This is a genomic window from Halobellus sp. H-GB7 (genome assembly GCF_030848585.1).
In the GTDB taxonomy this organism is placed as follows: domain Archaea; phylum Halobacteriota; class Halobacteria; order Halobacteriales; family Haloferacaceae; genus Haloquadratum; species Haloquadratum inordinatus.
In genome coordinates, this window is the sequence record NZ_JAVDDW010000007.1 from 16,287 (window position 1) to 37,650 (window position 21,364).

General features: G+C 66.4%; 23 protein-coding genes. 9 read left to right on the forward strand and 14 right to left on the reverse strand.

Translation table 11 applies throughout. The features are described 5' to 3' along the window. Positions 1 to 126 precede the first annotated feature (126 nt). Complete coding sequence (locus RBH22_RS12090) at positions 127 to 2,106, forward strand: DUF460 domain-containing protein (RefSeq protein WP_306677625.1); 1,980 nt, start codon at positions 127 to 129, stop codon at positions 2,104 to 2,106. Positions 2,107 to 2,120: 14 nt separating this feature from the next. Here the strand turns inward: RBH22_RS12090 and RBH22_RS12095 are convergent, their stop codons facing one another. Beyond that, the gene (locus RBH22_RS12095; protein ID WP_256288561.1) at positions 2,121 to 2,438 is read right to left on the reverse strand and encodes a PLDc N-terminal domain-containing protein; all 318 of its coding nucleotides are present in this window, start codon (positions 2,436 to 2,438) and stop codon (positions 2,121 to 2,123) included. 128 nt (positions 2,439 to 2,566) lie between these two features. On the opposite strand from RBH22_RS12095, the gene RBH22_RS12100 reads away from it, so the two are divergent. The 3 genes from RBH22_RS12100 (at position 2,567) to RBH22_RS12110 (ending at position 4,822) form a co-directional block, all read left to right on the forward strand. Continuing rightward, positions 2,567 to 3,400, forward strand: coding sequence for an aldo/keto reductase (locus tag RBH22_RS12100; protein WP_306677626.1), 834 nt, complete (start codon positions 2,567 to 2,569; stop codon positions 3,398 to 3,400). A gap of 84 nt (positions 3,401 to 3,484) precedes the next feature. Continuing rightward, positions 3,485 to 4,480, forward strand: coding sequence for a tyrosine--tRNA ligase (locus RBH22_RS12105; RefSeq protein WP_306677627.1), 996 nt, complete (start codon positions 3,485 to 3,487; stop codon positions 4,478 to 4,480). A 189-nt stretch (positions 4,481 to 4,669) separates the two neighbouring features. Next, entirely contained in the window at positions 4,670 to 4,822 is a 153-nt protein-coding gene (locus RBH22_RS12110; protein ID WP_158599317.1) for a hypothetical protein, read from the forward strand. 38 nt (positions 4,823 to 4,860) lie between these two features. Here the strand turns inward: RBH22_RS12110 and hisA are convergent, their stop codons facing one another. Together hisA and RBH22_RS12120 are read right to left on the reverse strand one after the other, a co-directional pair. Then, a complete protein-coding gene (hisA, locus tag RBH22_RS12115; protein ID WP_121568746.1) occupies positions 4,861 to 5,589 on the reverse strand; it encodes a 1-(5-phosphoribosyl)-5-[(5-phosphoribosylamino)methylideneamino]imidazole-4-carboxamide isomerase in 729 nt (242 codons plus the stop codon). Between the two features lie 106 nt (positions 5,590 to 5,695). Further along, entirely contained in the window at positions 5,696 to 5,926 is a 231-nt protein-coding gene (locus RBH22_RS12120; protein ID WP_256288565.1) for a hypothetical protein, read from the reverse strand. Between the two features lie 83 nt (positions 5,927 to 6,009). Between RBH22_RS12120 and RBH22_RS12125 the strand changes: the two genes are divergently transcribed. After that, on the forward strand, positions 6,010 to 6,270 hold the full coding sequence (locus tag RBH22_RS12125; RefSeq protein ID WP_306677628.1) for a hypothetical protein: 261 nt from the start codon (positions 6,010 to 6,012) through the stop codon (positions 6,268 to 6,270). 126 nt (positions 6,271 to 6,396) lie between these two features. Further along, positions 6,397 to 7,758, forward strand: coding sequence for a phosphoglucosamine mutase (glmM, locus tag RBH22_RS12130; protein WP_256288567.1), 1,362 nt, complete (start codon positions 6,397 to 6,399; stop codon positions 7,756 to 7,758). 108 nt (positions 7,759 to 7,866) lie between these two features. Here glmM and RBH22_RS12135 read toward each other — a convergent pair whose 3' ends face one another. Genes RBH22_RS12135 through hisI form a run of 3 tightly spaced genes read right to left on the reverse strand, consistent with a single transcriptional unit; the run spans position 7,867 to position 9,743 of the window. Beyond that, entirely contained in the window at positions 7,867 to 8,184 is a 318-nt protein-coding gene (locus tag RBH22_RS12135; protein WP_256288568.1) for a hypothetical protein, read from the reverse strand. After that, positions 8,184 to 9,368: a hypothetical protein gene (locus tag RBH22_RS12140; protein ID WP_256288569.1), complete on the reverse strand. Its 1,185-nt coding sequence runs from the start codon at positions 9,366 to 9,368 to the stop codon at positions 8,184 to 8,186. Before RBH22_RS12140 ends, RBH22_RS12135 begins: the two co-directional genes overlap by 1 nt. Before the next feature lie 6 nt (positions 9,369 to 9,374). After that, positions 9,375 to 9,743: a phosphoribosyl-AMP cyclohydrolase gene (gene hisI, locus RBH22_RS12145; RefSeq protein WP_256288570.1), complete on the reverse strand. Its 369-nt coding sequence runs from the start codon at positions 9,741 to 9,743 to the stop codon at positions 9,375 to 9,377. 134 nt (positions 9,744 to 9,877) lie between these two features. Here hisI and RBH22_RS12150 point away from each other — a divergent pair, with 134 nt between their 5' ends. Then, complete coding sequence (locus RBH22_RS12150) at positions 9,878 to 10,147, forward strand: HalOD1 output domain-containing protein (protein ID WP_256288571.1); 270 nt, start codon at positions 9,878 to 9,880, stop codon at positions 10,145 to 10,147. Between the two features lie 12 nt (positions 10,148 to 10,159). Here RBH22_RS12150 and RBH22_RS12155 read toward each other — a convergent pair whose 3' ends face one another. From RBH22_RS12155 to RBH22_RS12175, 5 genes are all read right to left on the reverse strand, one after another. Further along, the gene (locus RBH22_RS12155) at positions 10,160 to 11,221 is read right to left on the reverse strand and encodes an A24 family peptidase (protein ID WP_306677629.1); all 1,062 of its coding nucleotides are present in this window, start codon (positions 11,219 to 11,221) and stop codon (positions 10,160 to 10,162) included. Positions 11,222 to 11,343: 122 nt separating this feature from the next. Beyond that, entirely contained in the window at positions 11,344 to 11,766 is a 423-nt protein-coding gene (locus RBH22_RS12160) for an ester cyclase (RefSeq protein WP_256288573.1), read from the reverse strand. Positions 11,767 to 12,040: 274 nt separating this feature from the next. After that, a complete protein-coding gene (gene fer, locus RBH22_RS12165) occupies positions 12,041 to 12,430 on the reverse strand; it encodes a ferredoxin Fer (protein WP_256288574.1) in 390 nt (129 codons plus the stop codon). A 138-nt stretch (positions 12,431 to 12,568) separates the two neighbouring features. Then, positions 12,569 to 13,726, reverse strand: coding sequence for an inorganic phosphate transporter (locus RBH22_RS12170; RefSeq protein ID WP_256546098.1), 1,158 nt, complete (start codon positions 13,724 to 13,726; stop codon positions 12,569 to 12,571). 192 nt (positions 13,727 to 13,918) lie between these two features. Then, positions 13,919 to 15,220: an O-acetylhomoserine aminocarboxypropyltransferase/cysteine synthase family protein gene (locus tag RBH22_RS12175; RefSeq protein WP_256288576.1), complete on the reverse strand. Its 1,302-nt coding sequence runs from the start codon at positions 15,218 to 15,220 to the stop codon at positions 13,919 to 13,921. 367 nt (positions 15,221 to 15,587) lie between these two features. Between RBH22_RS12175 and RBH22_RS12180 the strand changes: the two genes are divergently transcribed. Beyond that, positions 15,588 to 16,058, forward strand: a complete 471-nt coding sequence (locus RBH22_RS12180; RefSeq protein WP_256288577.1) for a carboxymuconolactone decarboxylase family protein — start codon at positions 15,588 to 15,590, stop codon at positions 16,056 to 16,058. Between the two features lie 28 nt (positions 16,059 to 16,086). Here the strand turns inward: RBH22_RS12180 and RBH22_RS12185 are convergent, their stop codons facing one another. The 3 genes from RBH22_RS12185 to RBH22_RS12195 form a co-directional block, all read right to left on the reverse strand. Then, entirely contained in the window at positions 16,087 to 16,458 is a 372-nt protein-coding gene (locus RBH22_RS12185) for a hypothetical protein (protein WP_306677630.1), read from the reverse strand. An 80-nt stretch (positions 16,459 to 16,538) separates the two neighbouring features. Further along, a complete protein-coding gene (gene metX / locus RBH22_RS12190) occupies positions 16,539 to 17,744 on the reverse strand; it encodes a homoserine O-acetyltransferase (RefSeq protein ID WP_121568734.1) in 1,206 nt (401 codons plus the stop codon). Next, positions 17,741 to 19,078 carry an O-acetylhomoserine aminocarboxypropyltransferase/cysteine synthase family protein gene (locus RBH22_RS12195; RefSeq protein ID WP_306677631.1) on the reverse strand — a complete coding sequence of 446 codons (1,338 nt, stop codon included), beginning with the start codon at positions 19,076 to 19,078 and terminating at the stop codon, positions 17,741 to 17,743. Before RBH22_RS12195 ends, metX begins: the two co-directional genes overlap by 4 nt. 121 nt (positions 19,079 to 19,199) lie before the next feature. On the opposite strand from RBH22_RS12195, the gene ligA reads away from it, so the two are divergent. Then, positions 19,200 to 21,332 (forward strand): NAD-dependent DNA ligase LigA, encoded by a 2,133-nt coding sequence (ligA, locus tag RBH22_RS12200; protein ID WP_306677632.1) that lies wholly within the window; start codon positions 19,200 to 19,202, stop codon positions 21,330 to 21,332. Positions 21,333 to 21,364: the final 32 nt, after the last annotated feature.

Consider the following 21,364-nt stretch of genomic DNA (forward strand, 5'->3'; position numbering starts at 1 on the left):
CCGGACAACCGCTGACCGGCGCGGGGTGAGCGTTACGTCACGGCGGCGATGGCCCCGGCCTCCGGTATAAACGCTCGTGATGCACTCCGGCGTGGCATATATATCCGCAGACGCCCAAACGACGGTGTGAACGACCGGACGAGCGCACTCGACACCCTCGTCTTCGGCGTGGACATCCAGAGTGGCGACGTCCGCGGGGACGCGCCCTCGTACGCCCTCGTCGCCTTCGATGGCGAGAACGTCGACCGCGACGTGGTCTCCCACCGAAAGCTCCGCCGCCTCCTCGACCGCGAGGAACCGGCGATGCTCGCGACCGACAATATGTACGAGCTGGCGGCCGACAAGGACGAACTCGTCCACTTTCTGCGAGCGCTTCCGGCGGAGACGAAACTCGTGCAGGTGACTGGCGCAGAGCGGCCGGAACCGCTCTCCCGCGTCGCCTCCAGACACGGCGTTCCCTACGGGAAGAAGCCGATGAAGGAGGCCGAAGCCGCGGCACGGCTCGCGGCGGCGAACGTTGGCTACGAGGTGGCGGCGTTCGGCGACACCACGACGGTCAAGGTGTCTCGCGGGCGCTCGACCGGCAAGGGTGGGTGGAGCCAGGACCGCTACACGCGGCGGATTCACGGCTCCGTGAAGCGCCGCTCTCGTGAGGTCCAAGAGCGGCTCCGACAGGCCGACCTCGAATTCGAAAAAGAAGTCACAGAGAAGTACGGCGGCTACGCGAACGCCGTGTTCACGGTCGAAGCGCCGCCGGCCGACATTCCGGTCTCCCGCGGTCGCTCCGGCGACACGCGAATCGAGATCGAACGTGAGCGCCACGACGGCATCGAGTTCGAGCCGTTAGTCAAGCGGCGCGACCACGTCGTCGTCGGGATCGACCCCGGAACGACGACGGCCGCGGCGGTCGTCGGCCTCGACGGATCCATCCTCGACGTCTACTCGACGCGGACCGCCGATACGGCCGACGTGATCGAGTGGCTCATCGAGCGCGGGCGACCGATCGTCGTCGCGGCCGACGTCACGCCGATGCCTGAGACCGTCGAGAAGTTCCGGCGGAGCTTCGACGCCGCCGCGTGGACGCCGCATTCGGACCTCCCGGTCGACGAGAAACTCCACCGCACGCGCGAGGCCGCCTACGAGAACGACCACCAGCGGGATGCCCTCGCCGCGGCGCTGTTCGCCCTCGACGACCACGAGGACCAGTTTGAGCGCATCTCACAGAAGGTGCCGCCGGACGTCGAGCGCGGTACGGTAATCTCCCGCGTCGTCGCGGGTGAGGAGTCTGTCGAGGCCGTCCTCCGTGACCTCCGGGACGACGAGGACGACGAGGAGTCCGAACCCGAACACGAGGAGCGCGAACTCACTGACGACGAAAAGGAGATTCGGCGGCTTCGCAAGCGCGTCGAACGCCTCGAATCGCACGTCGACGACCTCAACGAGACGATCGACGAGCGCGAGGCGACGATCGAGGAGTACAAAGAGAAACTCTCGGAGGCGAAGCGCGAGGAGCGCCGGAAGGCCAGAGAGCGCCGCGAGGTAAAACGTCTCGAACGCGAGAACGACCGGCTCGAACGGCGCGTCGAGACCTTAGAGGAGGAAAACGAGGAACTCGACGGGAAGTTAGAGCGACTGAAACGTCTCTGGAAGCTCGATCACTCGAACTTCGCCGACGTCGACACCGACGGCGACCTCGTCTCTGTGAAGGTGATCGAGCAGTTCACGCGGGACGCCATCGAGACGACAGACGAGCAGTACGGCCTCGCCGCGGGCGACGTCGTCTACCTTCGTGACGCCTCCGGGGCCGGGCGATCGACCGCCGAACGGCTGGCGGACGTCGATCCACGCGTCGTCCTCCGCTCGGGCGGCAACCTCTCGGAGATGGCTGACCAGATTCTCTTCGAGCACGATATCCCCGTCGCGCCCGCCGACGACGTCGCGATCCAGGAAGTCGACGAACTCGCGGTCGCCAGCGAAGCCGACGTCGAGGCCGCGATCGACGACTGGGAGCGTCGCGCGGAGGAACGCCGGAAAGAACGGAAGGCGTCGATGGTCGATCAGATCATCTCCGAGCACCGCGCGGAGACGCGCAGCGAGAGCCGATAACGGATTTTATCCCCTCACCGAGCGCGAGCGGTGGCATCGACTTCGTAGGGCGCGTCAGGCTGACCGAGGAAGTAGTACACGACGAAGCCCACGAACGGGAGGAAAAAGCACAGCGCCGTCCACGCTAGCACGGCATCGCTCCCGCGCCCCGTCGCGTCGAGGTAGACCCACCCTGGCAGCGCGACGTGGGCGACGAGGAAGTACAGCGCGAAGCCCGCGAAGTACGCAAACGTCCCCACGTCGGTGACGACGATCCACATCACGAGCAGCGGCAGGAACGCCACGGCGACCAACCCCCCGAGGACGATGAGCGGCGAACGGGTCGTTGCCATCGCCGATCCGTTGGGACCGCGTGCGTATGACGCTTTCCAGTGGGGTCGGCAGTCGCCCCGGTAGTCTCTGCACGGACCGCGTCCGACCCACTTCTTTACAACGCCGCGCGAGGTATCTACGGCCGACTATGAGTTCGATGCCGAGCCGGACGCTTCCGAGTGGCGATGAACTCCCGATCGTTGGCTACGGGACGTGGGACAGTTCGGGCGAGGACCTCCGCGACGGCCTTCGAACCGCGCTCGATGCGGGCTACACCCACATCGACACCGCCGAGGGCTACCAGAACGAGGACACGATCGGTGAGGTCATCGCCGAGTACGACCGCGACGACCTCTTTTTGACGTCGAAGGTGCTCCCCTCGAACCTCCACTACGAGGACGTCCTGGAGTCGCTGTCGGCATCGCTCGACCGCCTCGGCACCGACTACCTCGACCTGTATCTGATCCACTGGCCGAACCCGACTATTTCGCTGCGCGAGACGTTCCAGGCGCTCGAACGCGCGTACGACGACGGCCTGATCCGCAACGTCGGCGTGAGCAACTTCACGCCCTATCAGCTCCGGTTCGCCCAGAAGGTCGCCGACGTACCGATCGCCGCGAACCAGATCGAGTTCCACCCCTGGTACTTCCAGGAGGACCACCTCGAATTCTGTGACGAACACGACATCGTCGTCGAAGCGTCGGCCCCGCTGGCCCGCGCGGAGTTCCTCGACGACCCGCTCGTGACCGAACCAGCCGACGCCTACGGCGTCTCGCCCGCCCAGATCGTCCTGAAGTGGGCGGTCGAGAAAGGCGTCGTCGTCCTCCCGAAGTCGTCGGACCCCGACCACATCGAGTCGAACATCGACCTCTTCGACTGGGACCTCGACGCGGACACGGTCGCCCGCCTCGACGGCGTCGACCGGATGGAGAACGTCTATATGATCGACCTCGACGACGAGGTCTACGGGATTCCGTCGTAACCGCGTCGCGGTCGGCAGCGTCCCCGATCCTGTCCGCGAGGACATCCCAGAAGTCATATGCCGGAGTCGCGATTCTGCGCACGTATGGACGCCTACGAGCAGATCACCCGGAACGTCTCCGAGGTGGTCACAGAGGACGAAGTGCGCGCGCTAGCCGAATCCCCGGACGGAAAGCGGGCGTACGTCGGCTATGAGCCCTCCGGCGTCCTCCACATCGGTCACATGCTGACCGCGAACAAACTCATCGAACTCCAGGAGGCGGGCTTCGAGATCGTCGTGCTGTTGGCCGACGTCCACGCCTACCTCAACGACAAGGGGACGTTCGACGAGATTCGCGAGACGGCGACTCGAATGCAAGAGCAGTTCGTCGCCTACGGCCTCGAGGAGTCCCAGACCGAATTCGTCCTCGGCTCTGAGTTCCAACTCGACGAGGAGTACGTGCTCGACCTGCACGCGCTCGAACTCGAAACGTCGCTCTCGCGGGCCGAGCGCGCGATGGCGGAGATTCAGAGCGGCGACACCGCGACCGTCGCACAGGCGGTCTACCCGCTGATGCAGGCGCTCGATATCGTCTATCTCGACGTCGACCTCGCGATCGGCGGGATGGAACAGCGCAAGGTGCATATGCTCGCCCGCGACACGCTGCCGAGCATCGACGCCGACGCGCCGACGTGTCTTCACACGCCCTTGATCGCGGATCTGACGACCGGCATCGGCAAGATGTCGACTTCCTCGGGCGTCTCCATCTCGATGGAAGACTCCGCGTCGGACATCGAAGACAAGGTCAACAAGGCGTACTGCCCGCCGACCGCGGATCCAGAGCCGACAGACGAGGGCCAAGAGCGGGAGAACCCCGTCCTCCAGATTTTCGAGTACCACGTCTTCCCGCGCTTCGGCGAAGTCGTCGTCGAACGCCCCGAGCAGTACGGCGGCGATCTGACCTACGAGCGCTACCAGGACCTCGAAGACGACCTCGAATCCGGCGAACTCCACCCGGCGGACGCGAAGGGCGCGCTCACGACGTACCTGAACAACCTCATCGCGCCCGGTCGCGAGAAGATCCGCGAGCAGCGGGACTGATAGTGATTACTCTCACTGTGTACCGCCGAGCGCCACTCCCGGAGGCGATGGTCGGCGGTAAGAGACGAGAGTAATCATTATGAAGCTCCGTCGCCGGCCTTCTCTACCGACGTCGCCTCCTTGCCACTGCGGCCGTCTGACGCCCGTCTTGCTGAGATTGATATTCGTGAGCCGCTAATTCACCCGATTATGGGGATCAAGGGAGTAGTGCTCGGCGCGTATGCGCTCTGTCTCGGGGGACTGCTGTTGTTCTCGGACTCGGGCGTCGCGACCGGGTTGGGGGTAACGCTCGTCGCGCTCACGGGCGTCGCAGTCGTCGCTCAGTACGGGACTATACAGTAGCGTTTGCAAGCGTTCGCACGCTGACCGAGTTGCAAACGCTACTGTACAGCCATCGCGTCCGCGAGAGTGAACGTCCCTTCGTAGAGCGCGGTCCCGACGACGACAGCCGCCGCGCCGGCGTCTTTCAGCGTTCGGACGTCGTCGAGCGACGCGACCCCGCCGGAGGCGACGACCGGGATGTCGACGGCGTCGACGACGCGGCGCGTCACGCCCGCCTGGACGCCCTCGTGTTGGCCTTCGACGTCGACGTCGGTGAACAGAATCGCGCCCGCGCCGAGGTCCGCATAGCGCGCCGCGGCGTCTGCGGGATCGAGTCCGGTGCCCTCGGTCCACCCGGAGACGACGACCTCGCCGTCTTTGGCGTCGAGGCTCACCATCACGCGTCCGGGGTACTCCGCGGAGATCTCTTCGACCAGTTCGGGCTCTTCGACGGCCGCTGTCCCGAGAATGACGCGCTCGACGCCGCGGTCGAGCAGGTCGATCGCGTCCGCCGCAGTGCGAATCCCGCCGCCGAGTTGCACCGGCACGTCGACGGCGTCGACGACGGCCTCGACCGCGTCGGCGTTCTGTCTCTCGCCCTCGAACGCCCCGTCGAGATCGACGAGGTGCAGGGTCTCGGCGCCGGCGTCGACCCAGCGCTCGGCGGCCGCGACCGGGTCGCCGTAGCGTTTCTCGGTGCCGCGTTCGCCCTGTACGAGCTGGACGACCTCGCCGTCCTGCATATCGACCGCGGGGACGACCTCGAAAGTGGGGAATGGATCGCTCACGCGCGAGTGTCGGCGGGGGAGCGGCCTAAAGTCTCCGGAGCGAGGGGCCGCTGCGCGGTCAGATCGGATGCGGCACCGCGAAGTCACGACTCGGTCGGGGCGGCGTTCACTCGGTCAGCGGCAGCAGGATGCCGAACACGAACGGGGACAGCAGTGCGAGCAACACGCCGAGGAACTCGGCGTCGACGAGCAGCGTGTGCTCCCACGCGGGCACAGCCGCGCCGGTCGTAGCGATCGCAAACTCACCGAGCGCACCGACTGCGAACAGCCCGATTCCGAGGAGGAAACTCCGTTTCGTGAGGGTCGGGTAGTCCAGGTTGCCGTATCGACCTGTCATATATGATGGACAATCGCAGATATTAATATACGTTCCTCTTGCGAACCAAAAGAGTCACACCAGTGACTCCTCGATAGGACGGTATGACTACCGCACCCCTCGAACTCGTTCCCGAACTGCTTGAGGTCCTGTTTTTCAGTCTGGGCTCCGTCGGCCTCTCGCTCGTCGGGGCGTCTCTCGAACGCTTCGCGCTCACGAGCGCCCAGGGCGGCGAGCCGACGCTCGGCCTGTGGGCCGCGGTCATCGGCGCCGTCGCGCTGTATTTCGCGTACTACGTCGCCGTCGACAAGGCCCTGCCGACGATGACCGAGTTCAAGCGCGCTCTCGGCGGCGCTGCCGAGTGACGCGTTGAACCAATCGAGCCGGTGCCGGCGCGCGATTGCTCGTCCGGCTCACGGCAGGCGATCGGCGCTCTCTGACCGGCGATTCCTTCGCAACCGCTTTTACGGCGCGATGAGGAAGACGACGTAATGAAACTGTTCGGTTCGAGCGGCACTCGCGGCGTCGTCGGCGACGGCCTGACGCCCGAGTTCGTCCTCCGCGTCGCGAAGGCGGCGGGGACAGTGTGGGAGACGGACCGCGCCGTCGTCGCACGCGACACCCGAACCACCGGCGAGATGCTCGCGAATGCGGCCGTGAGCGGCTTAGAGAGCGTCGGCGTCGACGTCGACCGGCTCGGGACGACCCCGACGCCGAGCGCCGTCCGCTACGCCGGCGAGTACGAGCGTCCGGGGATCATCATCACGGCCTCGCACAACCCGCCGGAGTACAACGGCGTCAAACTCGTCGGCGCCGACGGCGTCGAACTCAGCGTTGCCGACCTCGAACGGATCGAAGAGCACGTTCTCAGTGAGGACTTCGGGACCGCCGCCTGGGACGAGGTCGGCGCCTCACGAACGATCGACGCAGTCAACCGCGAGTACGTCGAGGAGCTCCTCGCGTCGGTCGACCGCGAGACGATCGCCGACGCCGACCTCACCGTCGCGCTCGACCCGGGCCACGGCGCGGGCGCGCTCACGAGCCCCGAGTTCTACCGCGAACTCGGCTGTGAGGTCGTCACCGTTAACGCCAACCCCGACGGGCACTTCCCCGGCCGCGAGTCCGAGCCAGTCGAACCGAACCTCGCCGACCTCAAATCGCTCGTGAAGGCGGCCGACGCGGACGTCGGCATCGCCCACGACGGCGACGCCGATCGAGCCGTCTTCGTCGACGAGACCGGCGCGTTTGTCGCGGGCGAAGCGTCGCTCGCCGCGCTGGCCGCCGCCGAACTGGAGGCAGGCGACACGACTGTCGCTGCCGTCAACGTCTCGCAGCGGCTCGTCGACGTCTGTGAGGAGGTCGGCGCCGCGCTCGAACTGACCCCGATCGGCTCGACGAACATCATCACCCGGATTCGGGAACTCCGCACGATGGATGCGCACGTCCCGATCGCCGGCGAGGGCAACGGCGGGATCTTCTTCCCCGAATACCGACTCGTCCGCGACGGCGCATACGTCGGCGCGAAGTTCCTCGAACTCGTCGCCGAGCGCCCCGTGACCGAGATCATCGCCCCCTACACCGACTACGAGAACGTCCGCATCAACCTCGAATACGACACGGACGCGGAACTCGACGCGATGCTCGGCGCGGCCCGCGAGTTCGCCGAGTCCGCGGACGCCGACCCGAACACGATCGACGGGTACCGCCTCGATTACGGTGACGCCTGGGTGCTGGTCCGTCCCTCCGGCACCGAACCGAAAGTGCGCGTCTACGCCGAGGCGCGCTCGGAGTCACGTGCTCGTATTCTCGCCGAGGAGGCGGCCGACGCACTCCGCGCCGCGCTTGAGGAGTGAGGCTGTCGCCTGCGTCGTCCAGCGTGTTCGGGCGTTCAGGGTCCCCAGTTGTCCACAGCTCCCAGTCGTCCAGAGTTCTCAGTTGTCCTGACGTGAGGACGCCGCCGTTCACAGCGCGAAAAACCCGAATAGCAGACAGACCACGCCGAGCACCAGGAGGACGAAGCCGCGCTCGACGGAGACGTCGTCGCGGCGGTTCGTCGCCGACTCGGTCGTCGTCGGAGTCGAGTCGTCCGACGAGGACCGCTCGCCGGGTGGTTCGAGCCAATCTGTCGGGTGTGCGAGCCCCGTCTCGGTCCCCGCGTCGAGTCGCTCGTCGCCGTCGGCGTCGAGTCGTTCGAGCGCGCGCTTCGTCCGCAGCGACCGCGCCCCGTAGTAGAGGCTGAGTGCCCCGGCTGCGAACGCCACCGCCGAGACGGCGACCATCAGCCCTGTTGCCTGCCGGTCTCGTTCGCGTCCTCCAGCGCCGCCGACAGGCGCTCGCGGGCGTCGCGGAGGCGTTCCAGTTCGGCCGCTGCGACGCCGGACTGAACGCGCTCGCGTTCGTCGGCGTCGAGTTCTTCGTGCGCGCGAGCGGCGAGCCTGAGATCCGCGTAGTCGTCGCGACGGGTCAGATCCCGCACCTCTCGAAGCCGTGCGACAGTCTCCTCGGAGGCGAACCGTCCGAGTAGCGAGATCGCTTCGCCGGCGAAGCGGCGGAGCGTCCCCGCCGACGGCGGCGGGAGCGAGACGGTCAACGGCTCGGCCGAGAGCCGTTCGAGGTACGTTCGGTGGACGGCGACGCTCGTCTGGAGCGTTGCGGGGTCCTCGGCGTAGTGATCCAGTTTCGACCCGGAGTAATCGGCATACTCCAAGAGCGTCGGAATCGGTTCGTCGGCGTCGGGACTCTCCCGAACGAACTCGCGGAGGTCGCGCGGCGGCGACCGGAACGCGACGAGCGGGAACGACTCCGCCCGTTCGAGGAACTCGATCACGGCGGTCGCCGACGCCGACTCGTAGAACGACTGGAACTCGGCGCTGACGGCGTCGTTGTACGCCTCGATCGGGTCTCGGAGTTTCTCGACCGGCGCGCCGAGGTCGGCGTCGGCGAAGGCGAGCGTCTCCGCACGCGATTCGATCTCCTCGTCGAGGTCGCGGAGACAGAGCTTCGCGTCCCGGCGTGCCTCCGAGAGCGTCTCTTTCGTCTCTTCGCGCCGGTCGAGGAGGTCGACGTACTCCGCGGCGGGTTCGAGGTCCTCGCGCGCCGCGTCGAAGTGGTCCTCGCTGAGTCGCCGTCGGTCCATCCGCTCGGCGGCGGCCTCGAAGCCGTCGTGCGCCGGGACCGACTCCGGGAGGTCTTCGACGAGGCCGAGAAAGCGATCCTGGAACTCGACGTACGCCTGGAAATCCCCCGTCCCGGTGGCGGAGTCCTCGTAGTTCTCGAACAGTCGGATCGACTTCCGGTAGGCGTCCGCAGCGGCGACGACGGACTCCTCGCCCACGTCCTCGATCCGCGATTCCACCTTCTCGCGCCGCTCGCGCGCCGCCTGCAGATCCTCGATCCGCGCGTCGACTTCGGCGAGCAGCGCATCCACGTCGGCGTCGTCAGCCGTCGATTCCGGTCCGGACATCGGTCCTTACTCGTACACCGCGTCGGGATCGAACACTTGCTCGCCGACGTTCTCGCCGTCGATCGTCCGGTAGAAACACGAGCGGTGGCCGGTGTGGCACGCACCGCCCGTCTGGTCGACGAGATACAGAAGCGTGTCGGCGTCGCAGTCGACGCGAATCTCCTGAACCTCCTGGGTGTGGCCGCTCGTCGCGCCCTTCTCCCAGAGTTCGTCGCGACTGCGGGAGTAGTAGTGTGCGCGCCCCGTCTCGCGCGTTCGTTCGAGCGCCGCCGGTGAGACGTACGCCAGCATCAACACCTCGCCGGAGTCGGCGTCCTGTGCGACGGCGGGGACGAGTCCGTCATCGCCGAAGTCCACCTCGACGTCGTCGGTCATTACCTCGACCGAGGAGTGTCCGTCCGATAGGTCTTTTGCCCCGTTCTGGACCCGAAATCGCGCTGTCATAAAAATAGTTTGACAAAATAGTGAAACTCCAGAAAACCCAAAACTACGACCGCAGACTGATCGCAATGACTGACCCTCCAGATGGAGAAATCGTCCATCGGACTCTCGAGACGGATCGAGAACAGCCGGTCGTCCAGATTGCAGAGGTCGTCGCCGAACTCGAAGGAAAGAGCCACGAACAACTGACGACGACGTACGAGCACCTCGATCACGTTCTCGAATACATATTCACCACGCCGCCGGTCCCGGAAGCACAGGTGGAAATTACGTTCAGCTACGAGGGATACCGAATCACCGTCGAGCAGGACGGGAGTGCGCAGTTCGTCAAAACGTGACTCGGCCGGCGCTCACAGCACGCCGAGCGCCCCGAGGACGCCGAACACGACGTCGCCGTACGTGAACGCCAGCAGTGTCCCGACGAACATCGGGACGATGAACGGGATGCCCGGCGAGATCCACACGTCGTTCTGATCGGCGACGATCTCTAGGCCGCCGCGGAGTTTCTCCGGTGTCGTGCCGTAGGCCGTCCCGTCGATGCTGTCGAGGAACGCCTCCGCACCCCACTGATCGTCGGCGCCGACGTCAGTGTCGCTTGCGGCGGCCGCTCTGCCGTTCGTATCGCTCGCGAGTGCCGTTCCCTCATCCGTTCCGCCGTCAGTGTCGATATCGGCCGCTCCCGTCTCGGGAACCGGTGAGTCGCTCTCGACGCCGACTGCGCCGTCTGTCGGCTCGTACGTCGCACCGATGCTCTCGGGGTCCCGGAACCCATCGGGGTCCGCCCGGAGGTCTGCGAGGTTCGCGCCGCGCCAGCGGAGGTACATCCGCAGTGCGTCGATGTCGAGGCCGTTCCGCGAGAAGCCGTCGGGCGTCTCGAACAGGCGGCCGTGCGCCGTCGAGAGCGCCGAGACGTCGATCCGCCGGCCGAGGAAGACGACCGGAAATCGGACGTCGCCGTCGAGCAGATTCCGTCCCGCGAGCGCGAGCGGATAGACGGCCGCGAGGACGACCGTGTTCGTCAGGACAGTCATCGAGAAGACGCCGAGCGTCGTCACAGTCGAGGGCAGCGTGAACCCCGCGAAGTAGTACGTCGGAAACGTCGGGAGGAGAATCGCGATCGTGATGAGCGCCTTCGCGTCTGCGCCCCCGAAGCCGCCGAGCAGCCAGAAGATGTAGGCGATCGGTGCGACGAGAAAGAGGCTGATCGCGACGCGCACGAAGAATAAGACGTCCGCAGACGTCGCCATCGACACGTGTCCGAGGGCGTCCCACATGAGCAAGAGGACGCCCAGCGCGACCAGCGGGTACCAGGTCCGACTCGGTACCCGTCGCGTCTCGACGTCCCGCCACGCCGCCCACCCGAGGACTGGGAGGACGGCCAACCGAAGCAGATCCGGTACGCTGGCGAACATACAGGGGAAGTGACCCCGGGGGAGTTGTAGTTTGCGTCTGCGTCGGCTCTACCTCGCACACCGCGTCGGCGCTCACACGTGACAACTACGACACTCGCTGGCCCGTCGTCTTCCATCCAAGCTTACTCGCCGGGCGACTCGACGACGCCCAGTTGTTGGAGGAAGCTGAGGTTGTCGGGCAGCACCCACCATTCAGCGACCTTTCCGTCCTCCAACCGGAGGAAAGCCATCGTCTGATGCTCGAACTCGTTGCCGGTCGGTTCGATCCCCATCAACTCCCCGTCGTGGACGCCGCGCTCTGTCAACCTGGCAGCGACGGTATCTCCCTCCGCGATCATATCCTCGACGGTCACCGTGTAGTCCGAAAACGCGTCGAGCGTCTCCGCGAAGCTCTCTTTGATCTCTTCGTGGCCACGGAAATCACGCATTGGGCTGTGTTCCACCGCGTCCGTCGCATACAGCTCCTCGACTGCGTCGAGGTTTCTCTGTTCCAGTACGTCTCGCAGGATCCGATGGGCGATTTCTTTGTTTTCCTCACTCGACATCGGCGTCCCCTGTATGCTGGAGCCACGACTATTGTTAGCGAGTGCTGTATCGAACTATGACCGACGTAAACGAGAGAAAGGCCCGCCTATTTTCCGGTCGATCAGATCCGGGACGGCGATTGATCTGCAGCGGCGATCGAGGACGGTTCTCCCCGGCGTTGGCCGTCTGCGCTGCCGACGAGGTCGCGGGCGCAAAAAGCGCGAATGTTGGGATTTCGGTTCTCGGTGCGACCGAGAACGGGTGTTAGAGGAACCGTTCGTCGTACAGCCTTCGTTAGATGACGCGGTTCTGGAGGTAGTCGAGGTGCTTCGCGTTGTAGACGATCTTGACCTCGTCGGCTGCCGGCGAGCCGATACAGGTCAGGCGGACGTTCTTTTCGGAGACTTCCTCGTCGGAGAGGATCTGCTGCATATCCATATCGATCTCGCCCTCCTTGAGGATGGACGCGCAGTTCGCGCAGGCACCCGCGCGGCACGAGAAGGGCCAGTCGTAGCCCTGCGCCTCGGCGGCTTCGAGGATGTATTCGCCCTGGTTGACTTCGAGAGAACCGTAGTCTTCGTCGTCCAGACCCGCGTCAGCGGCCTTCTCGAAGAGGTCGTCGTCGTCCATGTCCCAGCCCTGGTCGTCCAGCACTTCGTAGTTGAGGTATTCTACGGTAGGCATCAGCAAGCGGTTTGTATGCCACCCCATTAGACTTTGCTGTTCGATTCGTCGATTACGGGCGATTGTTCGGGACGTATCACTGCTGTGTGCGGTGACAGTGGGGGTCACTCCGCCGGAGGCGCGGCCGACTGCGACGACTTACAGCGGGACGGCCGCGAAGAGCGCGTACGACGCCGCGGCCGAGAGACTCGGCGTGAGGAGCCAAAAGAAGATCACGCGACCGGTCGTCCCCGGGTCGAACAGATCGGTGCCGCCGAGATCGCGTGCGGACTCTTCGCCCACTGGCGGGACTTCGTCGCTCGTTTCGGTCGTCAGCGCGTCGACGGACATCTCCGGCGCGGTGCCCCCGAGCGCTTCGCCGAGGGTCACCGTCCGCGTGGCGCGACCCCAGCCGAGTCCGACGATGCACATCGTCGCCGAGACGGCGAGACTCGCCGGAATGCCGAGATACGACAGCATCGCGATCAGCGACGCCGACACCGTCTCGACGACGAGCGCGGCCAGGATCGGCAGTTCCGTGAGGTCGTTACCGACGGTGTCGAGCGTCCGCCGTGCGATGGTGAACGCGCCGAGACCGATCGCGCCGGCCGCGAGGAAGATGCCCTGATTGATCGACACCGCGCCGTTGCCGACGAGCGGGGCGACGGCGTTGGCGGCGTTCGACGCGCCCGCCGAGTAGGCCATATAACAGGCGATGACGACGACGAGGCCGACGCTGCCGAGTTCTCGGGGCGTCGTGTTCGGCCCGAGTCGGGGCCGCGGAAACCCGTTCTCGCGGTCGAGGACGACGATCGGGCCGGGAGAGCGGTCGAGTTTCAGTTTCGCGTCGAGGTAGGGGTAGACGTACCGGCCGATGACCGCACAGATCCAGAAGGCGATCACCGGGGCGACAATCCACCACGAAATGATCTCGAGCATCACGGCTTCGTTCAGCGTCCCGGAGGCGACGCCGAGGCCGGCGATCGCGCCGACCGCCGTCATCGACGTCGACGCGGGGACGCCGAACGTGTTCGAGATGAGGAGCGCCAGGCCGACGAAAAAGAGGACGGCGACGCTGGCGGCGAGCGTGAACTCGCTTTGGGGGACGATGCGCCCGCCCATCGTCTCGATGACTTCGCGCCCGGCGGTCCACGCGCCGAGGAGCGCGAAGCCGGTCATCAGGATCGCCGCGCCCAGTTTCGAGACGAGGTCGCTCCCGACGGCGGGGCCGAACGCGACGCCCGTCGAGGAGCCGCCGATGTTGAATCCGACGAAGACAGCGACGAAGAGACCGACGGCGAGGAGTGTTTCGACCACGACGCGTGGTTCGCAGTACCGGCGGAAAAACGTCACCATCGACGCCGAGAACGCCCGGCACGCCGCAGTAAGATCGGTCAGGCCACTCGACTGCGTCCGGGCACGACGCTCATAATGATTACTCTCACTGTGTACCGGTGAGCGCCGGCAACCGAGGTGGCGCTCATCGGTAAGAGACGAGAGTAATCATTATCAGTTCGTCGCGGCGTCGATCGCCTGTTCGAGGTCGGCGATGATGTCGTCGACGTCCTCGATGCCGACCGAGAGGCGGACCATATCGGGCGTCACGCCCGCGGCGTTCTGTTCTTCTTCGGTGAGTTGTTGGTGCGTCGTCGAGGCGGGGTGGATCACGAGCGTCTTCGCGTCGCCGACGTTCGCGACCAGGGAGGCGAGTTCGACGTTGTCGACAGTGTCGCGGGCGGCCTCGTAGCCCGCTTCGAGGCCGAAGGTGATCATCCCGCCGTAGCCGCCCTCTAAGTACTCGGAGGCCTCCTCGTGCGTCTCGTGGCTCTCCAAGCCGGGGTAGTTGATCCACGAGACAGCGTCGTGGCCTTCTAAGAACTCCGCGACGGCCATCGCGTTCTCGCAGTGTCGCTCCATCCGCATCGGCAGCGACTCCAGTTTTTCGAGGGTGTTCCACGCGTCGAACGGCGACTGGGCGTTCCCGAGATCGCGCAGGCCGCGGGCGATGGCCGCGTACGTGAACGCGGCGTCGCCGAAGCGCTCGGCGAAGTTGACGCCGTGGTAGGCGGGGTTCGACGCGCCGATCTCGGGGTACTTCTCGGCGTGCTCGCTCCAGGGGAACGAGCCGCCGTCGACCAGAATCCCACCGATCGTCGTCCCTGCGCCGGTGAGCCACTTGGTCGTGGAGTTCCACACGAGGTCTGCGCCGTGTTCGATCGGGCGGCAGAGATACGGCGTCGCGAAGGTGTTGTCGACGAACAGCGGCACGTCGTGCTCGTGAGCGATGTCGGCGATGCGTTCGATGTCGGGCGTGACGAGCGCGGGGTTGCCGATCGTCTCTAAGTGGACGTACGCCGTGTCCTCGTCGATTGCCTCCTCGTACGCCTCGTAATCGAGCGTGTCGACGAACTTCGTCGTGATCCCGCGTCGCTCGACGGTATGCGTGAAGTAGGTGTAGGTGCCGCCGTACAGCGACGCCGCCGTGACGATGTTGTCGCCGGCGCTGGCGAGCAGGAAGGTCGCGAGGTCGAGTGCGGCCATCCCGGACGCCGTCGCTGCCGCACCGACGCCGCCTTCGAGCGAGGCGAGGCGCTCCTGCAACATTCCGACCGTCGGGTTCATCAGCCGGCTGTAAATGAAGCCCTCCTTCTCTAAGGCGAACTGGCCGGCAGCGTCTTCGGCGTCCTCGAAGACGTAGGAACTCGTCTGATAGATCGGCGGTGCGCGTGAGCCAGTCGTCGGGTCGGGTTCCTGTCCCGCGTGGAGGCTCCGCGTCCCGAATCCGAGTGGTGTGTCGTCGTCGTCAGCCATAGCGCACCCTTCTCGGAGCGGGGGCCTAACGGACGTGGCGCGTGCAATTTCCGCCGGTATCTGCGACGAGCGCTTCTGTCGCGCGGATTTATTTCGTCAGCTAATCGACTGACGATTGTGGAATATGGACCATTCTGGATGGCGACCTGTCGCTGGCCAAGTTACGGAATAGTGCCACCTCCGTGATCCGCCCCGTCATCCTATGGACGTCTACGGTCATCGAAACGGTATTGTAACGGTGCAGAATATGAGGTTAGAGATGACAGACGAGACCGAAGATACGCCGGGAAGATTCACGAAAAAGCGATTCACGCCGCGTTCTCTCCTGACTGGTACTGCAAAATTCGTGCACAACCTTCCGGATTTGGTGCGCGCAAAACGAGCAGACAGAGTCAGCGACCAGTTCGCAGAGAAGATTATGCTCGCGGTCACTGCCGTCAACGAGTGCCAGTACTGCACTCGCTACCACACCGACCTCGCTCAGGAGACGGGCGTCGATCAAGCGACCATCGACCGAATCCTCGAAAACGACGTCGACGGGGCTGTCGACGACGAGGAACGGACCGCGCTCCTGTTCGCACAGGCGTACGCCGAGGCCGACGAGGATCCGAATCCGGACGCAGTCGCCGAGCTACGCGAAACCTACGGACCCGAGACGGCCGCCGACGTGCTGGCGTTCGTTCGCGCGATCTACTTCGGCAATCTGCTCGGAAACTCCTACGACGCGCTCAAATTCGGCATCCGACGACGGACGCGTCGCGCTCGTCGCTGTCTCCGCCGCGGGGCCGAGAGCGCACAGCGAGCGGTCGAGCGCCTGCGAGAGCGCTGTCCGGTCTGAATCGCAGGGGCACCTGCTCCGGATGGCCTCACGCCGCTGCACCACTTCCGACCGACGACCCCACGAGCAGAAGTACCAGCGCCACGAGCCCGACGCCGAGCACGCTCTGTGTCGAATTCGTCCCGACGGCGAGTAGGGCGACGGCAGCGACGAGGACGACTCCGCCGACGCTGACCGCGAGCGCACGGCCGCGATCGACGAGCACACCGAGTCCGGCGAGGACGAAGGCGACGCCGGCGACTCCCCCGGCGACGACGACGTTCAGGACCGCGCCGCGAGCGAGCAGCGCGATGCCGGGCGCGCCCGCGGTCGGCACGAAGAAGCCGCCCAGGACGAGGACGCCGCCGACAACGGCGACGGAGAGGCCAGCGAGGCGTGCGAGGAGATCTGCCGGAGACATACCGTCGGACACAGCGCGCAGCGAAAAGTGCGTTCGGGTTCAGCGGGACCGTCCGGTCGGCCCGCTGGGGCGGCGCGGACTCACCGACTGAACAGCGACGCGTGAACGGGCGCGAAGTCGCCGCCGGTGTTGGGTTCGGCTTCGACGGTGTCGTGGACGGAGCGCCCGTTGACGCCCTCCGCGAGGAAATCGCGGAGCGGTGGCCCGACCTTCTCGGGTTCGACGAGGAACGCGTCGTGGCCGTGGTCGGAGTCGATGACGTGGTGCGACACCGGCACGCCCGTCTCGCGGAACGCCTCGGCGACGGTCTCCGATTGCTCGGTGGTGAAGTGCCAATCGCCCGTGAACGAGAGCAACAGCGCCTCGCCCTCGAAGGCGGCAAGCGCGCGCGAGTCGTTCTCGTAGCCCTCCGAGAGGTCGTAGTCGTCCATCGCCCGCGTGAGATACAGATAGGAGTTGGCGTCGAAGCGGTCGACGAACTTCTCGGCCTGGTAGTCGAGGTAGGACTCCACGTCGCGGTAGGGGAAGAACGCCGCGGCGGGGTCGGCGGGGAAGGAGTCCCGGCGCGCGTCGCGGCCGGCGGCGCGCCGCCCGAACTTCTGCTCCATCGACGACTTCGAGAGGTACATCACGTGGCCGATCTGGCGGGCGAGCGCGAGGCCGTCGGTCGGCTGTTCGTCGTTTCCGTAGTAGTCGCCGCCGTTCCAGTGCGGATCGGTCGTGATCGCTCGGCGCGCGATGGCGTCGAGCGCGAGACACTGCGCGTCGAGGCGTGCCGCTGCGGCGACGGAAACGACGTACCGGGCGTCGTCGGGGTAGCGCTTCGCCCAGTCGAGGGCGTTCATCCCGCCGACGCTCCCGCCCACGACCGCGTGCAGGCGGCCGACGCCGAGCTCGTCGAGCAGTAGGCGCTGCGAGCGCGTCCAGTCGCCGATCGTGACCGGCGGGAAGTCGGTGCCGTACACCTCGCCCTCGGGATCGGTCGATGCGGGGCCGGAGGTGCCGTAGCACGAGCCGGGGATGTTCGCCGAGACGACGTAGTACTCGTTGGTGTCGATCGCCTTGCCGGGGCCGACGATGTCGTTCCACCACGCGCGAGCCTGGCCCGCGGTCTCGGAGCCGTAGCCGGCGACGTTCTGGCTGCCGGTGAGGGCGTGACAGACGAGCACCGCGTTGTCACCGTCGAACTCGCCGTAGGTCTCGTAGGCGACTTCGAGGTTCTCGATCTCGTCGCCGGAGGCGAAGTCGAACCGCCCGAGGTCGACGGTTCCGCTGTCTGTTTTCATCGTGTTTCCTCCCCCTCGGAGTCCGAGGCCGAAACGCCTTGCGTTGCGGCGCGGATCGCCCGGTCCAGGTCGGCGATGACGTCGGCGGCGTCTTCGATGCCGACCGAGAGGCGGACCATCTCGGGGCTGAGCCCCGCCGCGCGCTGTTCTTCCTCACTCAACTGTGCGTGCGTCGTCGAGGCGGGGTGGATCACGAGCGTCTTCGCGTCACCGATGTTCGCGAGGAACGACGCGAGGTCGACCTCCTCGCAGGTCCGCTTGGCCGCCTCGAAGCCACCTTCGAGGCCGAAGGTGACCATTCCGCCGTACTCGGACTCGCCGTCGCCGTTCTCCTCGGAGCCCAGATACCGGGTCGCGTTCTCGTGGGTCGGGTGGTCCTCGAACCCCGGATACGACACCCACGCGACGTCCGCGTGTTCGTGGAGGAAGGTCGCGACCTCGCGGGCGTTCTCACAGTGGCGCTGCATTCGCAGCGGGAGCGTCTCCAGCCCCTGGATCGTCTGCCAGGCGTCGAAGGGCGACTGCTGATTTCCGAGCGTCCGGAGCGCCCGCTGGCGGGTGGCGTTGGCGAACGCGGCCTCGCCGTAGCGCTCGACGAAGTCGATGCCGAACGCCGGGTTGGGTCCAGAAAGCTCGTCGTAATCGGCGTGTTCCCACGGGAAGGTGCCGCCGTCGACGAGGACGCCGCCGACGGTCGTCCCCGAGCCGTGGAGCCACTTCGTCGTCGACTCCCAGACGATGTCCGCGCCGTGTTCGAGCGGCCGACAGAGATACGGCGTCGCGAAGGTGTTGTCGACGACGAGCGGCGCGGCCGCCTCGTGGGCAATGTCTGCGAGGCGCTCGAAGTCGGGCGTCTTCAGCGAGGGGTTCGCGATGGTCTCGACGTGGACGAACGCGGTATCCTCGTCGATCCGGTCTGCGAAGGCGTCGTAGTCGAGGGTGTCCACGACCCGGATGTCGACGCCGCGGCGCGTCGCCATCTTCGTCAGATAGGTCGCCGTCCCGCCGTACATATCCGCGCTCGCGACGACGTTGTCGCCGGCGTTGGCGAGCATACTGGTGATCGAATCGAGCGCAGCCATTCCCGAGGCGGTCGCGACCGCGGCGACACCGCCTTCGAGGGCAGCGAGTCGCTCTTCGAGGATCCGCGTCGTCGGATTCGAGATCCGCGAGTAGACGTCGCCGTCGACCGAAAGCGCGTAGAGGTCGGCGGCGTGGTCGGCGTCCTCGAAGGCGTAGGAGGTCGTCTGATAGAGCGGCGGTGCGCGAGCGCCCGTCGCCTCGTCCGGCTCCTGACCGGCGTGTAGACTCCGGGTGTGGAACCCATCGACCATACTATGTGTAGTATGCATATTCCCACACAAACTTATAACCAGCGGTTACGGGACACGGGTCACAGTTGCGGGGCCGGTGCGACGAAGCACCTAACTCGGGGCCGTCCGATCCGTCGATACGATGAGCGACGAGGCGTCGTCGGAGGAGGCCAGCGGCGACAGTGCGGGAGAGGCGTTCGAGCCGGCGTACGCCGATCCGGACAATCCGTACCTTCGCGATCCGGACACGGACTTCGCGCCGGTCGAGGAACTGACCCGCGAGGAGGCGCAGGCGCAGGCGGCGTTGCTGCGGGAGGCGATCCGCGAGCACGACCACCGCTACTACGTCGAGGCCGACCCACTCATCTCCGATCGCGCGTACGACGAGTTGTTCGCCCGGTTGCAGAGCCTCGAGGCCGAGTTCGACCTCGAACGCGAGACTAGTCCGACCCGCCGCGTCGGCGGCGAACCGTTGGAGGAACTCGAAACCGTCGCGCACGCCGCGCCGATGCTCTCGATCGAGCAGTCGACGGCGGCCGAGGAGGTCCGCGAGTTCGATCGCCGCGTCCGCGACGCCGTCGGCGACGTCGACTACGTCTGTGAACCCAAGTTCGACGGCCTCTCGGTCGAAGTCGTCTACGAGGACGGCGAGTACGTCCGCGCGGCGACGCGGGGCGACGGTCGGCGCGGCGACGACGTCACCCGACAGGTGCGGACGATCCGGTCGATCCCGCTCGAACTCGGCGGCGACGTGCCGGAGTTCCTCGCCGTCCGCGGCGAGGTGTTTATGCCGCGAGACGCGTTCCGCGAGCACAACCGCGAGCGCGTCGAGCGAGGCGACGACCCGTTCGCGAACCCCCGGAACGCCGCCGCCGGGACGCTCCGGCAACTCGACCCCTCGGTCGTCGCCGATCGGCCGCTCGATTGCTTCTTCTACGACGTGTTGGACGCGAGCGAGGTTCCGGACAGCCAGCGGGAGACGGTCGACGCCCTCCGTGAGTGGGGCTTCCACGTGAACGACCGCGTCGAGGCCGTCCCCTCGATCGACGAGGCGATCGACTACCGCGACGCCCTGCTCGACGCCCGTGAGGACCTGAACTACGAGATCGACGGCACCGTGATCAAGGTCGACGACCGCGAGGCCCGGGAAGCCTTGGGGGCGACGAGCCGAGCCGTCCGATGGGCCTTCGCCTACAAATTCCCGCCGCGTGCAGAGGTGACACACGTCACCGACATCGTCGTCCAGGTGGGCCGCACCGGTCGGCTCACGCCTGTTGCCCTTCTCGATCCAGTCGACGTCGGCGGCGTCACCGTCTCGCGAGCATCACTCCACAACCCTGAGGAGATCGAACGCCTCGGCGTCGACGTCGGCGACGAGGTGCGCGTCCGCCGCGCGGGCGACGTCATCCCGGAAGTCGCAGAGGTGATCGAGAAGCGCGCTGCGGGCACCTACGACTTCCCCGAAACGTGCCCGGTCTGCGACAGCCCCGTCGAGCGCGACGGCCCGCTGGCGTTCTGTACCGGCGGTCTCACCTGCGACGCTCAGCTCGTGCGGACGATCGTCCACTACGGGAGCCGACAGGCGCTCGACATCGACGGCCTCGGCGAGGAGCGCGTCGAACAGCTCGTCGATACGGGCGTACTGTCGACGCTACCGGACCTCTATCGGCTCTCCGCCGACGACCTCGCCGATCTGGAGGGCTGGGGCGAGACGAGCGCGCAGAACCTCGTCGACGCCGTCGCGGCGACGACGTCGCCACCGCTCTCTGACTTTCTCGTCGCGCTCGGGATCCCCGAGGTCGGCGAGAGCACGGCGCGAAACCTCGCCGCGACGTTCGGCGACCTCGACGCCGTGATGGACGCCTCCGAGGCGGACCTGCGAGCGGTCGACGACGTCGGACCGACCGTCGCAGCGCGCATCCACGACTTCTTCGCGAACGAGCAGAACCGCGCGGTCGTCACGGAACTGCGCGAACTGGGCGTCGAGCCCGAATCCGTCGAGTCGACAGGCGGCGACGAACTCGACGGGCTGACGTTCGTGTTCACGGGCTCGCTCTCGGTGACGCGCGCCGACGCCCAAGAGGTCGTCGAGCGTCACGGCGGCACGGCCACCGGGAGCGTCTCCGGGAATACGGATTACCTCGTCGTCGGCGAGAACCCGGGTCAGACGAAGCGCGACGACGCCGCGGACAACGACGTGCCGACGCTCGGCGAAGACGAATTCGCGGCGCTCCTCGAAGAGCACGGGATCGAGTATCCGCCGGAAACTGAGTGACCGACCGATCTGGGTCGACGTGACTGAGCAGC

What these genes read in the sequence shown, in the direction of transcription:
- RBH22_RS12095 (WP_256288561.1), bottom strand. Translation starts at nt 2,438, where the DNA reads ATGGCAACGACCCGTTCGCCGCTCATCGTCCTCGGGGGGTTGGTCGCC.
- RBH22_RS12100 (WP_306677626.1), top strand. Translation starts at nt 2,567, where the DNA reads ATGAGTTCGATGCCGAGCCGGACGCTTCCGAGTGGCGATGAACTCCCG.
- RBH22_RS12105 (WP_306677627.1), top strand. Translation starts at nt 3,485, where the DNA reads ATGGACGCCTACGAGCAGATCACCCGGAACGTCTCCGAGGTGGTCACA.
- RBH22_RS12110 (WP_158599317.1), top strand. Translation starts at nt 4,670, where the DNA reads ATGGGGATCAAGGGAGTAGTGCTCGGCGCGTATGCGCTCTGTCTCGGG.
- RBH22_RS12120 (WP_256288565.1), bottom strand. Translation starts at nt 5,926, where the DNA reads ATGACAGGTCGATACGGCAACCTGGACTACCCGACCCTCACGAAACGG.
- RBH22_RS12125 (WP_306677628.1), top strand. Translation starts at nt 6,010, where the DNA reads ATGACTACCGCACCCCTCGAACTCGTTCCCGAACTGCTTGAGGTCCTG.
- glmM (WP_256288567.1), top strand. Translation starts at nt 6,397, where the DNA reads ATGAAACTGTTCGGTTCGAGCGGCACTCGCGGCGTCGTCGGCGACGGC.
- RBH22_RS12135 (WP_256288568.1), bottom strand. Translation starts at nt 8,184, where the DNA reads ATGGTCGCCGTCTCGGCGGTGGCGTTCGCAGCCGGGGCACTCAGCCTC.
- RBH22_RS12140 (WP_256288569.1), bottom strand. Translation starts at nt 9,368, where the DNA reads ATGTCCGGACCGGAATCGACGGCTGACGACGCCGACGTGGATGCGCTG.
- hisI (WP_256288570.1), bottom strand. Translation starts at nt 9,743, where the DNA reads ATGACCGACGACGTCGAGGTGGACTTCGGCGATGACGGACTCGTCCCC.
- RBH22_RS12150 (WP_256288571.1), top strand. Translation starts at nt 9,878, where the DNA reads ATGACTGACCCTCCAGATGGAGAAATCGTCCATCGGACTCTCGAGACG.
- RBH22_RS12155 (WP_306677629.1), bottom strand. Translation starts at nt 11,221, where the DNA reads ATGTTCGCCAGCGTACCGGATCTGCTTCGGTTGGCCGTCCTCCCAGTC.
- RBH22_RS12160 (WP_256288573.1), bottom strand. Translation starts at nt 11,766, where the DNA reads ATGTCGAGTGAGGAAAACAAAGAAATCGCCCATCGGATCCTGCGAGAC.
- fer (WP_256288574.1), bottom strand. Translation starts at nt 12,430, where the DNA reads ATGCCTACCGTAGAATACCTCAACTACGAAGTGCTGGACGACCAGGGC.
- RBH22_RS12175 (WP_256288576.1), bottom strand. Translation starts at nt 15,220, where the DNA reads ATGGCTGACGACGACGACACACCACTCGGATTCGGGACGCGGAGCCTC.
- RBH22_RS12185 (WP_306677630.1), bottom strand. Translation starts at nt 16,458, where the DNA reads ATGTCTCCGGCAGATCTCCTCGCACGCCTCGCTGGCCTCTCCGTCGCC.
- metX (WP_121568734.1), bottom strand. Translation starts at nt 17,744, where the DNA reads ATGAAAACAGACAGCGGAACCGTCGACCTCGGGCGGTTCGACTTCGCC.
- RBH22_RS12195 (WP_306677631.1), bottom strand. Translation starts at nt 19,078, where the DNA reads ATGGTCGATGGGTTCCACACCCGGAGTCTACACGCCGGTCAGGAGCCG.
- ligA (WP_306677632.1), top strand. Translation starts at nt 19,200, where the DNA reads ATGAGCGACGAGGCGTCGTCGGAGGAGGCCAGCGGCGACAGTGCGGGA.